Origin of the sequence: Croceivirga thetidis, assembly GCF_012272815.1 — a bacterium.
GTDB lineage: Bacteria > Bacteroidota > Bacteroidia > Flavobacteriales > Flavobacteriaceae > Croceivirga > Croceivirga thetidis.
Genome location: NZ_JAAWWL010000002.1, coordinates 1281604 through 1294135, shown reverse-complemented (window position 1 = coordinate 1294135; position 12532 = coordinate 1281604). Strand labels below are relative to the sequence as shown.

Here is a 12532-nt window from a genome sequence, read left to right as displayed (position 1 = left end):
GAAGTACCGCCTTATTTCCCAACAACTTCGCTTAATTCTGTAATTGTCCAGCGTTTGTCTTCATTGACAAACAATTCGAACATGGCTACATGGCTGGCTCCTGCCAATACCATGATGCGCTCATCAGCTATTGTAGTTTGCTTTTGAACGAACGACCACATGTATAAATTCCGTTTGTACCACTCTGCGGTTAATAGCGGTCCTGAAAAATCATCTACTGCACCGGCTCCTAGCATCAAATTGGTGTGAAAATCATTGGAAAAGGCTCGCATTTCAGGATTGTTGAGGTAGAGCGTAAGTTCAGTAAGTGAAATGCCAGAGGCTATTTTGTCGTCAAATTCTTGGGTGAATTTAGATATGCCAGCAAATAGCTGCTCTTTTAGGTCTTCCTGTTTGTTCTTTTCAATGGACTCCAATACCTCATCAAAAGGGAAAGAGGTCTTGTAATCTATGCCGTGCACCTGCTTAATGTTATTGGCTTTAGCCACTCTAAACGCCAATTGAAAGATTTCATTTTTCTTGTAAAAATCAGAAAGGCTATCATTCTGAAAATAGGTGCCCTCAAGATATTTTTGGTAAAGGGAATCCAATTCCTTCTGTTCGTCATACGGCCATTCCACAAAAATCTTGGTCGGATTGTACCCTTTTATAGCTTTTGTAAGCATTTGCAGCTCCTCTTGCGCATTTTCACTTAGTATGTCGAAGGATTTGGTCTTCGCTACGTCGGCACCAGGGTTGTTGTAATGAAAGGTGCCGATAAGTAAAACGTCTTTTGTTTTAGTTGCTTCCTGCGCGGGAAGCGATATCACTAGAACAAGGGCCAGAAGTAAGGTGAATTGTATTTTCATGATGTGTTTTTTTGATTGTTAGTTGATTGACAAAAATGCCCTTTTTCTATATAGACGCGAAATTGCTTTAATTGGTTTCCTGAGAGATGTAAAATTTTGGCATGTAATAGTGCAGTTTTGATTTTTGGGATTTTCAATTCCTCCGCTCACCGTCAAGTCGAGACCACCTCCCTACTTCGACTGCGCTCAGCACAGGTTCGCTAAAGGGAGGAGCTTGTTAAATGCCTTTTTATCTCTTCAAGAACCGTGGATAAATGTTCAAACACCATTTTATTCTCAAACCGTAATACGGTAAATCCGAGGTTTTGTAGGTAGGTATCCCGTTTTGCATCCTGTTCTTCAGCTACGGGATTGTTATGTGTCTCCCCATCCAATTCAATTATCAGTTTTTCAGCTGCGCAGTAGAAGTCAACAATATAGTTGTCGATGCTGTGTTGTTTTTGAAAGCGTCTGCCTTCTAGTTTTTTTGCCTTAAGCTGCATCCATAAATACGCCTCTGCTGGAGTTAGGTTCTTTCGAAGCTCTTTTCTACGCTCAATCAAGTGCTTTTTATTGTGATGGCGGTGCATAAGTTCAAATTTAGCATTTTAAGGTGGAGTTTAATGATGCTCCTCCCTTTAGAAAAGGGAGGTGGCAGCGAACGGAGAGTAGCTGACGGAGGGATTGATTTTTCAATCTCCCCTTTCTTCTCCGCCTGTTGCGGATAATTCATTCCCCTCTTCTCAAAAGAGGGGAGCTTCAAAAATTTGGTTTTTACTACTTCTCCCGCACCGGAATCCAAATCTCCTCTTCAGAATTGGGGTCGTTGTTTTTGTACTTGGGACCGAGGATTTCAAAATGGGGACGGTCATCTACGACATAACCGGACTTCGGCAACCAATCCGTAAAGATGTATTGAAAAATGGAGGTGTCAGCGCTGGACCCTTTATAATCAAAAACGGCGTATAACCCGCCATGCAAATCAAAGGTTTGTAGCCCTTCTGGCAGAATGTCATACGAACTCACTTCTACCGCGGCCCATTTGGTAAATTCGGTAGTGGGACTAAATTTAGCATAATAGTCGGGCGGACACACCTGCATCGAAATCTTGTCTTCAGAAACCCTATTTTGAATCTCGCGTATTCTTGGCCCAAACTGCCCCCAAAGCCGGCCGGTTAAATTTTTGACCAAACTCATTTTTAGTGAAAGACCAACGAGTTTTTTGGGTTGGAGGATTTTGATTGTGGGTTGCATAAGTTATTTCAATAATTATCAAAAGTAGCCGAGAACAAGCAATTATCTAGAGTTAGTTTTTTAAGGTGGTTATTTATTCATATTTTTTCATTTCTTTTCTAATTTGGCTCATCTGATTCCCCAATTCTTCATCAAATAATTTGTATCCTTCGGCTACATTCTTCATTGCTTCAGCCATAAAATCTTCAGCTAGTTTGTATATTTCAAAAGCTTCTTTTTCTTGATCAGTTCCAATAAATCTTAAATATTGTTCGTAAGTCATTTCCAAATTTTCCAAATATGGCGCCAACTTATTTAAATTATCATAAAATCCATTTAGAATTTCGTTTGCTGTATAATTTGAATTCAAGTCAAAATAGAGACCAATAGAACTTGATAATACTAAAGAAGAACTATTAGCTTGAGTTATTTTTTCATTGATTTGTTTCAAAAGGTTATTATTCAAGTTTTCTCCAACAGCCGTTTCTCCTTCTTTATATCTCCCAAATAGAATTATCAATTGATTTAAAGCATCTGAAAAAAGAGAATATTGAATTATAGCTGCTTCGGCAGCTTGCATTTTTTTATTGAAAAATTGCTTTTTTAAGTCATATGAATATTCATTCTTCTTTTGAACTAAATCAAGAATTTTCGAGATAATTACCGTTAGAATTGAACCAATCAATCCTCCTAAAATTCCTATTAATTGTCCACTCATTTTGTTTCATTTAATTACATCCTACATTCTTTTTAATTAGATTTTACTTTAGTTGATTAGCAAGTACGCATCACACTGAAAACCCTGGGATTTTCACTGGTGGACAGGTAAAAGTAAATTGTTAGATGTTGTTATTACCCTTATGCATTTTGTAAAAAATATCTTTCAAACGTTTTTGTTCTTCATTAAAATCAATGTCAAAATAAGTTCCGATGGCCTTAGTGCCAGTCCACAGATAACGCCCAGCAAAGCCTAGAAAGATATAGCTGATAACAACATCTACCGTTTGGAAGGTAAATTCTAAGGAGTTAAACTCTAAAAGTCCAGGGGTGAAAAGATTTTCATCAATCCACGAATCTAACCCAACTGTGTAAACCACAAAAAAGGTGAAAATCATAAAAGCAGTGATAAGTCCTTTTTTAGCTTTTTTTGTCGATTCTACTTGTTGCTCTAATTTTTCGAGTTCTTTTTTTAATGGTGTTTCTTTATACCCGTGTTTTATTCCTTTGCTTATAGATTTATCCAAAACTTTTATCCTTTCTTGAAGTTTTTCAAGTGTGTTATTTGCGTTGGGAATAAAAAAAGCAGCAGCGGCCAAGGACAAGCCGGCAAGTGATGCAACAAATTCAGAACCAATAGCTTCATCCAAACGAGATACGATTTCAGTTATATCCATATTTTTTCTTTTTACGAACCAACATTTTAGCTAAACCCAATCTACTAAGAGTATAGGATAAAAGTTTTGTTGGCTACAGTTCTTATTCTTTAGTTAATGATTGAAACAGTTTAGTCCATTTATTGTAAGTTGCTTGAGGAATCGACTTCATAATGCTATCAAATCGAGATTGAGCAATTCTTGCAATTTCAACTTTCCAACCATCTCCAAGGTCAATTGAATTATTTTTAGCCCAATCTTCAATCTGGTCAACAATTGGTACGTCTTTTTTGTGTACATCTTCAAAATATTGGTCAGACCTGTAAAGTCTGTCAATAATTGTGACAAGTGAATCAGCAGGGATTAAGTCCTCAATCTCCCAATTTTTATCACCTAAGAAATCACCAACACCAAGAACTTTTTCCTTTTCATCACGATATCTTCCTTTCTTTAGTTGCTTTTGGTAATCTTTTCCAACATTGTCGGAATCCAACAGCACATATGGAAGAGACTCATCTCTAGAAGAAACAAGTTTTGTTACAGGCCCCATTCCACGAACTCCACCTGTAGGAATAAACACAATCTCTTTGGAATTTTTCAAATCTCCGTTTCCAATTAAATGTCTCTTTATTAAATTAAGATAGATTTGGTCGCTTGGTCCTTCAACTAAAATAGGAAGGCAACCAAGGAGTAAGGTATCTGAAACAGTAAGCCCTAAAGCAGCATGAATTGGAAATATTGATTTTTCTGCATCAGCTTCATTGTATCTTAAATTCGATGAAACAATAGTTCTACCTGTCTGCGAATCAATGTAAACTGCTTTGACATTTGCTAAGTTTTCCATGTCAACCAAGAAAGGTGAATGTGATGTATAAATCAATTGATTCTCTTCTGATAGTTTACGAAAGAACTTGGCTAAATCATATTGAGCAATAGGGTGTAAGGATAATCCTGGTTCATCTAAAAGCAACACGGTATTCGAGTGTCCCTCTTTTGTCTCAACAAGAAAAACTAGGAAAAAACTAAAAAACCATTGAAGTCCTCTGCTTCTTCCTTCAAGCTCAATTTGCTCAGGGCGAAGAGAATCAGAGACATTAATTCTAAAGTGTCTACCATCAGCTTCGAAATCGAAAATATAATCTCCTTGAAGCCACCATCTCTTAAAATTCTGTGTTAGTTGAGTTGCGGCAGACCGTAAAAGAATTCCTCTTTCTTTTTTCTTATCAGCCCATTCTTGAATCTCTTCTTCTGAAATTTCTTGTTCCTCAGTACTAACTACTTGGTTTACATGGTTTAGTTTTTTAATTATCGTTTTACTCTCATTACCAAGCTCATAAATTTCTTTTGGAGAAAGCTTTACAAATTTAAATAAGACATCAAGTGTTCTTGCTTTCGCTCTTGCTGACTCAGAAAGGTCATCCCTCTCAAAATCTTCTATTACTCTGGGTAAATAGATTTCACTATCAAGGTTTCCGTAGTCCGAATAATAAACGAATTTTGGAATTTCTTTAAGAACTTTTTGTCTAACCTCTGGAGTTGTTTTAACAGGAGCTCCATCAAATGATTCAATCATTTTTTGGAGATGATTTAACAGATTTCGATTAAAGATTTCTGGTAAGTTCTTCTTTTTGCCAAAATTCTGAAGAATGTATTCTTCAATTGATTTTTTGAGATTCGTCGTTTCTTCTTTTTTGAATGATTCTTTGGGGAATGCTTCTTTTTCTTGATTTAAGAAAGCCTTAATACCGTCTTGAAGTTCTACAGCTTCTTTTGTGAATGCATCTGAACTAAACAGTTTTTCTTCAAAGTCTTCGATTAGTTTATGTAGTTTTTCTATTGGATAAGAATCGACTTTTGAATATGGAAAAGAAATGTAATACTTACCATCATATTTCCTTCTCACATAAGCCATAGCTACTTGTTCCTTATCACACTTCAATTCGCTTGCGATTTCAGTTTGAATATCTTCGCTAAGTAGAAAATCAGCTTCAATAAATACGTCTTCTGAATGGTTGTTAGCTTTATATTTGCTATATAGATGTCTGGGAAAATCGTCCAATGGAACAATAGGTTCATCGTTTGCTGGGTTCAATTTCCAAAGTGCAATTAATAGGTTAGTCTTTCCAGCTTCATTTGTACCGACAAGGCATGAATTATCTGATATATCAATCCAATCGCTTTCTTCAATTGAGCGAAAATTATATACTTTAAATCTATTAAGTTTTGTTTTCATTTTTGGTATTTTTCTAAGGTTAGCCAATAATAATATATAGATGATATCATCTATTTTTTTTCTATTGTTACATTTTAGGGGAGCGGTTAGTACCTGCAATATAAAGGCTTAGTGTAACATTCAACTACAGAAAACCCTTAAAAAATCTGGGGTTTTGCGATGATTTTAGTTATAATTCGTTATCAAATAAGAGGTTTCTTACAGTGCTTGAAAGCTTATATTGATTGCATTAAATTGTGGTCATAAAAAAACCGAGGTGCTAACCTCGGTTTCTTACTAAACCTAAACGAAATTAAACTCACATTAATACCGTAGTTCAAGACCTCCAAAAATGCCCAAAGGGTGTCCTGGTCGTAGGCCTGCTGGTACGCGGGCCACAGCATAGGTCTCATCAAAAAGATTGATGGCGTTTGCGGTAAGGCTAAGGTGTTTTCCCAATCGGTATTTACCGGCCAAATCAAAAATAAAGTTCGAGTCCACACGCTCGGCATCAGGTATGGCCCCAGTACCGGCCAAGGTTCTGAACTCCCCATTGTACCGCATACTTAAATTGATTTCGTATTTCTCGTGCTCCAAAGAGAAAGTACCGTTGAATTGGTGCTTGGCAATGTAGGGTAGTTCATCACCTGCAGTGACTTCGCCCCAGATGTCGTTTTGGCTCCCAAAACTGTTTTGAAATTCGGTATCGGTCAGCGTATAGCTCAAAGTAATGGGCAACGCAAATTTGTTGGAGTTCGCCAATAGGTCATAATTGAGCAGTATTTCAAGCCCCTGTACATTGACCTCGCCCGCATTGAACTGGTCCAGGGTACCCGTACCGCCTGTTGCAGCGAAATCACTGCCCAAAAGGTTGCTGTAATCATTAAGGAAGGCCACGACCTCACCTGATAGCCCACCGAATGAAAAACGTGTTCCGAGTTCGTAGTTGACGCTTTCTTCAGCATCCTCGCCCGGTTGGTTACTAGGCGGCGAAAACCCTTTGTGCACCCCACCGAAAACAGAGATGTTTTCAAAGTTGTAGTTAAAACCAAGACCTGGTATAAAGACATCAACTTGATTTTCGCGAATGGCCAAATCACTACCACTTCGTTGGGTATCGTTGTTGCCGAAATTGGTGCGGGACAAGTTGATATTTTCATAGCGGATACCAGGCTGAACGGTAAGATTGTTCCACTTGAGTTTGTAATGCACATAAGAAGCAAAAGCCCTAGCATCACTTATTCTGTTGGCATTGGTACCGGGTATTCCAGCGTTCACCAACTGCATTATGCCATTGGTCATGGCATAGTCGTCTATCCATTGAAAACGGTCTTCTTCATCGTAATGGTAACGAAAACCAACTTCGAGGTCATGAAAGGTTTGATTCCCGGTCCAGTGGTAATCCAATTTAGTCTGGACCCCTGCAGCATAATATTCGCGATTGTTAGCTCGTGCATTCAAAAGATCATCAGCATCACTATCGACTGTTCCACGCACCAGGTCCAAATAGGCACCAAAAGCATCAGGATTGCCCAAAACATTTGAAATTCCTTCGCGTTCACCATCAACAGTAATAAAATCGACCTTGTACCAGTTTCGTTCAAATTTGTTGTAGTACCCTGTTGTGGTTATTCGAAAATAATCAGAGAATTTTAAGGTATGGGTGCCCGTAAATTGTAGGTGTTCATTGTTCATTTGGTCGCGTTGCGAACCCGCGTAGCGTGCAAACGGATTTGCTCCAAAATCAGCTTCGGTCAAACCGAGGTAGGTCTCGTTAGAGGTCTCATCGGAATATTGGAACTTAAGCTCAAAGGCCTGTGCCACTTTAGCCTCTGGACCTGTGTTCAATCGAAATTTGGCAACTAAATCGTTCTTGTCAAAACCGGTGTTGTCAAAATTTTCCAGTTCCTTGAATCCGTTGGAATTGTAGTTTAAATATTCCACCGCATAGCCAAAGTTCTTTTTACTATCCCCTAATAAGGCATGAACCCGCCCACTTTGAAAGCTACCGTAACTGGTGTTCAAAAAAGCACCGAACTTCTTGGGTACTTCTGTAGATAACATATTGATGGCACCACCAGTGGTGTAGGGACCATACTGAATTTGACTACTTCCTTTAAGAATCTCAACCGACTGCATTCGTGCAATGGTCGGAAAATAATAGGCAGAGGGTGCACTGTAGGGGGCAGGAGCTATAAGCACCCCATCTTCCATCACGGTTATTTTAGCACTGCGTTCAGGTGAGGTTCCCCTCAGGCTGATATTGGGCCTCAGACCAAAACCGTCTTCTTCATAAATATTGACACCTGGTACCTGGCGTAATGTTCTATTGACATCGGTATAGCCAAATTTTTGAATCTCCTCGGGTGAAATATAATAGGAGGAACCCGTTCGGTTTTTGGCCTCGAATTTTGAACCAAAGATTTTTTTGGCCGATATAGTGACTTCCTTTAATCGAATGGAATCCATGCTTGAGGACTGTTGTTGCCCATTCACACAGAGCGTTAATGTTAGTGCAAGCAGTAAGAAATAGTATCTCATTTTATTTAGACTGGTTAAAAATAGTATATTTGATTGCTCCAAAAGTAGAATGCTAAATGGAGATAACAAAGCTTATTTAGAATAAATAAAAATAACATGATGCTATCTTTTCATTGTCAACCAATTAGAAACTGTTAAAGTTTTTGTCCAACAGTTGGGGAGTACCGTGTGAAGATTATAGCCTAAGTAAACAAACAATTTTTAACCAAAATCAAGAAAGAAATGAAATTAGTTAAACGTATACTCTCTATTGCATTGCTAGCGCTGTTGTTATTACAATTTTGGAGACCTGAGAAAAATACCTCCACTGAAAACGTAGTATTTGACTTTGAGCAAGAGACTAGGCCATCTAAAGAGGTTGCCACTATATTGGAAAAAAAGTGTTACGACTGTCATAGCAATAATACGGTCTATCCTTGGTATGCAGAGGTTGCACCGATTTCGCTATGGATTGATGGCCATGTGGAAGAAGGTAAAGAACACTTTAATGTTTCGGATTGGGCTTCTTGGAGTTTGAAAAAGAAAGACCATAAAATGGATGAATTGGTTGAAGAGGTAGAAGAGGGTCATATGCCCGAAGATTCCTATACCTGGATGCATGGTAATTTAACCGAAGCAGAGAAGGCAAAATTGATTGCTTGGGGAGAAAAGGTTCGCTCTGAGTTGAATGCAGACTAAGGCAAGTTAGTTGCGTGAGTATCAAATTTAAGGAGCATTCGAAAGTGAGCATCAAGAACAGCTCTTGATGGATTGTTATTGAAAATAGTTGTCTAGGCGGCATTTACTTCCCGCTCCATGGCAAGAAAATGGGTAACCTGGTCATCGAGATTCTTTAAAGGAATGACATCAATATGACAAATGTACTCTTCGCCATTTTTGCGATAATTGACCAAGCTGCTAGAAAAGCGTTTTTGTGCTTTTAGTAACCGTCGTATCTCTTTTTTTGTTTGTTCAGCAGTATTTGGACCTTGAAGAAAAGTTGGTTTCTTACCCATGGCAAATATCTTTCCATATCCGGTCATTTCTTTAAAACCGTTGTTGGCCCAAACTATTTTCTTATCGTTATTCGTGACCACAAGGGCCTCATAATTTGATTGTTCAAGTATTTTTATAACCGATGGTGCCAATTCTCGTTTGAGTACTTCGCGTAGTTCTCTCAAATCATTTTCCAACTTAAGTTTTCTGCATAGCCTGTCGAAATTTTCGAGGTAAAAATCAAGACTTTGAATGGGTGGTGTTGGATACTTCTTTTTAAAAAGTGCCATTGGTTAGGTGTATTGGTGTCATAAGATAGCATAATAAACCGAGGATTACCAATTTAATGGACAAGGAAACCGTATGGAACGCATTGGAGAATCCCAAGGTGGTGAAAAAGTTGATTGGCCGTGTGCTTTAAAAATCCGATTTAAGATCAGTTGTCGGGAAATTGCGTTAGCGGCTCCTTATTTAGAATTAGTAAAAATAATGTAATTTTGAAACGAGGGAGTGGTTCTTTAATGGCATCCCGAATTTTGATAAAGTTTATCCATTATGGCCTGTATCAGCAGTTATAAAATAATCAAAGGTGTTTTTACCGAATTTCTAGAAAAGAATGGGCATCGCAAGACTCCAGAGCGTTATGCGATTTTAGAAGAAATCTATCACAGCGAGGGCCATCTTGATGTGGATTCACTTTATGTTCAAATGAAGCAAAAGAACTATCGGGTGAGTCGGGCCACATTGTACAATACCATGGAGCTTTTGAAAGAATCGCATTTGGTTCGCAAACATCAATTTGGGGACGGCGTGGCCAAATATGAAAAGTCTTTCCTTAGTAAAAAGCACGACCACGTAATTCTTACGGATTCAGGAGAAGTATTGGAATTTACGGACCCCAGGATAAAAGATATCAAAGAGACTATAGAAGAGGTTTTCAATATTAATATTGATGACCATACCCTTTACTTTTATGGTGAACGAAATAAGGAATAATTCAGTCCTCAAAAAGGTTGAGATTGTCCTCATATCCAAAAGAATATCACGGTAGGGAGACAGGGACTAATTTTCTATAAAATTATAATCGATATCCTTTAGACCTAGCCACTTCATTTTTTGTTCATTTTCCAGTAATTGCTGTAATTCAAACAATTCATGTCGGTTAACCAAAACCATCACATGTTTACATCCGATAGTAATCGGGATTCTTCTGGAATTGATACTGACGGCCAAACGTTTCTCCCAATAAGGCACATCAATTTCATGTAAATATTTTTTGAACTTTTGAAGTTCCCACTCATACAGTTCGAAACATAGGTTGTTGAAAACCAGTCTAAAAAACTTATTCTGACAGCAAAACGAAAGGGTTCCGTTTTTACTCTGATTTAGTAATTGATGGTTTGGACACATAGCTCTTCTTTCGAACAAATATATTATTATTTATAATAAGTCTAAATAAAATTAAAGATAAAATTACTCTGATTACTCCTAAAAATCTTTCCTAGTAAAAAAGAGTATCTTTGCACGCAATTAATCCGTAATTGCCATGGAAGCTCACCTAAATAAAATCGTCGGTGAGGGATTGACCTACGACGATGTTCTTCTAGTTCCAGCCTATTCAGAAGTATTGCCGCGCGAAGTTGACATTCGCTCAAAATTCACGCGAAATATTTCAATAAACGTACCTGTTGTCTCTGCGGCAATGGATACAGTTACCGAGTCAAAAATGGCCATTGCCATGGCTCGAGAAGGAGGCATTGGTGTGTTGCACAAAAACATGACCATTGAGCAACAGGCCATGAAGGTGCGTAAGGTCAAACGTGCTGAAAGCGGCATGATCATGGATCCCGTAACCATGCCCTTGAATTCACTTGTAAGGGATGCCAAAGCCAATATGAAGGAACATAGCATTGGTGGTATTCCGATTGTGGATGACGAAGGCAAGCTCATTGGTATCGTGACCAACCGAGATTTACGATTTGAAAAGAACAACGACCGTCCAATTGCAGAGGTGATGACCTCTGAGAATTTGGTAACCGCCGGTGTTGGAACAACTTTGGACGAAGCTGAAGATATTTTACAGGCGAATAAGATTGAAAAACTTCCGGTAGTTGATGACAACTACAAGTTGGTCGGATTGATAACCTTCCGAGACATCACAAAATTGACCTTGAAGCCGATAGCCAATAAAGACCAATACGGTCGTCTACGTGTAGCTGCCGCAATAGGGGTAACTCCAGATGCGGTCGATAGGGCAGGGGCTTTGGTAAATGCCGGGGTCGATGCCATTATCATTGATACAGCACACGGCCACACCAAAGGCGTGGTTAATACACTTAAAGAAGTTAAAAAGGCGTATCCCAATCTCGATGTTGTGGTAGGTAATATCGCGACAGCAGAGGCTGCCAGATATTTGGTTGAAGCAGGTGCTGATGCAGTAAAAGTTGGAATCGGACCAGGTTCCATTTGTACGACTCGTGTTGTTGCTGGCGTAGGTTTTCCGCAATTCTCCGCCGTACTAGAGGTTGCTACAGCATTAAAAGGAAGCGGTGTTCCTGTAATCGCGGATGGTGGTATTCGGTATACCGGTGATATTCCCAAAGCAATTGCTGCTGGTGCTGATTCGGTAATGTTAGGTTCATTATTAGCAGGAACAGCAGAATCTCCTGGAGAAACCATCATCTACGAAGGGAGAAAGTTTAAGAGCTATCGTGGTATGGGCTCTGTTGAGGCCATGAAAGAAGGCAGTAAGGACCGCTACTTTCAAGACGTTGAAGACGACATCAAAAAACTGGTTCCAGAAGGTATCGTTGGCCGAGTTCCTTACAAGGGTGATTTATATGAAAGCATGCACCAATTTATAGGTGGGCTTCGTGCAGGTATGGGCTATTGTGGTGCCCAAGACATTCAAACCCTAAAAGATTCAGGAAAGTTTGTGAAAATCACCTTTAGTGGCATCAAAGAAAGTCATCCACACGATGTGACCATTACAAAAGAAAGCCCAAACTATAGCAGGTAACAGTGCAAGACAATCACATCAACTACGTTGAGTTCAAAGCTAAGGACCTTGAGACGGTGAAAACCTTCTATACCAAGTGTTTTGGATGGGTTTTTACTGATTATGGACCAGATTATTGTGCCTTTGCGGAAAGTGGTTTGGAAGGTGGTTTTGAACGAAGCAACGAAACGATTGTGAACGGAGCTTTGGTTATTATATATCATTCCAAGCTTGAACACATTCAAAAAACCGTTTCGGAACAAGGGGGTACGATTTCTAAAGACATATTTTCCTTTCCAGGTGGACGTCGATTTCATTTCAAAGACCCCGCGGGCAATGAACTGGCTGTTTGGTCGGATAAGTAGCCCTATTT

General features: G+C 38.9%; 13 protein-coding genes. 4 read left to right on the top strand and 9 right to left on the bottom strand.

Features of this window, described 5'->3' with window-relative positions; all coding sequences use genetic code 11:
* Positions 1 to 11: 11 nt before the first annotated feature.
* The 7 genes from HCU67_RS13445 to HCU67_RS13415 all read right to left on the bottom strand — a co-directional run bounded on the left by HCU67_RS13445 (position 12) and on the right by HCU67_RS13415 (position 8186).
* Positions 12 to 848 (bottom strand): DUF5694 domain-containing protein, encoded by an 837-nt coding sequence (locus HCU67_RS13445; RefSeq protein ID WP_168553114.1) that lies wholly within the window; start codon positions 846 to 848, stop codon positions 12 to 14.
* Between the two features lie 200 nt (positions 849 to 1048).
* Positions 1049 to 1417, bottom strand: coding sequence for an endonuclease domain-containing protein (locus tag HCU67_RS13440; protein ID WP_168553113.1), 369 nt, complete (start codon positions 1415 to 1417; stop codon positions 1049 to 1051).
* A 187-nt stretch (positions 1418 to 1604) separates the two neighbouring features.
* Positions 1605 to 2081: a GyrI-like domain-containing protein gene (locus HCU67_RS13435; RefSeq protein ID WP_168553112.1), complete on the bottom strand. Its 477-nt coding sequence runs from the start codon at positions 2079 to 2081 to the stop codon at positions 1605 to 1607.
* A gap of 73 nt (positions 2082 to 2154) precedes the next feature.
* On the bottom strand, positions 2155 to 2778 hold the full coding sequence (locus tag HCU67_RS13430; RefSeq protein WP_168553111.1) for a hypothetical protein: 624 nt from the start codon (positions 2776 to 2778) through the stop codon (positions 2155 to 2157).
* Positions 2779 to 2899: 121 nt separating this feature from the next.
* Positions 2900 to 3454, bottom strand: coding sequence for a hypothetical protein (locus HCU67_RS13425; protein ID WP_168553110.1), 555 nt, complete (start codon positions 3452 to 3454; stop codon positions 2900 to 2902).
* Positions 3455 to 3536: 82 nt separating this feature from the next.
* Entirely contained in the window at positions 3537 to 5666 is a 2130-nt protein-coding gene (locus tag HCU67_RS13420; RefSeq protein ID WP_168553109.1) for an AAA family ATPase, read from the bottom strand.
* 303 nt (positions 5667 to 5969) lie between these two features.
* Positions 5970 to 8186, bottom strand: a complete 2217-nt coding sequence (locus HCU67_RS13415; protein WP_168553108.1) for a TonB-dependent receptor family protein — start codon at positions 8184 to 8186, stop codon at positions 5970 to 5972.
* Positions 8187 to 8408: 222 nt separating this feature from the next.
* Here HCU67_RS13415 and HCU67_RS13410 point away from each other — a divergent pair, with 222 nt between their 5' ends.
* Positions 8409 to 8864 carry a heme-binding domain-containing protein gene (locus HCU67_RS13410; protein ID WP_168553107.1) on the top strand — a complete coding sequence of 152 codons (456 nt, stop codon included), beginning with the start codon at positions 8409 to 8411 and terminating at the stop codon, positions 8862 to 8864.
* Positions 8865 to 8956: 92 nt separating this feature from the next.
* On the opposite strand, the gene HCU67_RS13405 is transcribed toward HCU67_RS13410, so the two are convergent.
* Positions 8957 to 9451 (bottom strand): PAS domain-containing protein, encoded by a 495-nt coding sequence (locus HCU67_RS13405; RefSeq protein ID WP_168553106.1) that lies wholly within the window; start codon positions 9449 to 9451, stop codon positions 8957 to 8959.
* A 265-nt stretch (positions 9452 to 9716) separates the two neighbouring features.
* Here HCU67_RS13405 and HCU67_RS13400 point away from each other — a divergent pair, with 265 nt between their 5' ends.
* The gene (locus HCU67_RS13400) at positions 9717 to 10157 is read left to right on the top strand and encodes a Fur family transcriptional regulator (protein ID WP_168553105.1); all 441 of its coding nucleotides are present in this window, start codon (positions 9717 to 9719) and stop codon (positions 10155 to 10157) included.
* A gap of 66 nt (positions 10158 to 10223) precedes the next feature.
* On the opposite strand, the gene HCU67_RS13395 is transcribed toward HCU67_RS13400, so the two are convergent.
* Positions 10224 to 10589 carry a DUF6686 family protein gene (locus HCU67_RS13395; RefSeq protein WP_246865784.1) on the bottom strand — a complete coding sequence of 122 codons (366 nt, stop codon included), beginning with the start codon at positions 10587 to 10589 and terminating at the stop codon, positions 10224 to 10226.
* A 118-nt stretch (positions 10590 to 10707) separates the two neighbouring features.
* Between HCU67_RS13395 and guaB the strand changes: the two genes are divergently transcribed.
* Together guaB and HCU67_RS13385 are read left to right on the top strand one after the other, a co-directional pair.
* Positions 10708 to 12180 (top strand): IMP dehydrogenase, encoded by a 1473-nt coding sequence (gene guaB / locus HCU67_RS13390; RefSeq protein ID WP_168553104.1) that lies wholly within the window; start codon positions 10708 to 10710, stop codon positions 12178 to 12180.
* Between the two features lie 2 nt (positions 12181 to 12182).
* Positions 12183 to 12524 carry a VOC family protein gene (locus HCU67_RS13385; protein WP_168553103.1) on the top strand — a complete coding sequence of 114 codons (342 nt, stop codon included), beginning with the start codon at positions 12183 to 12185 and terminating at the stop codon, positions 12522 to 12524.
* Positions 12525 to 12532: the final 8 nt, after the last annotated feature.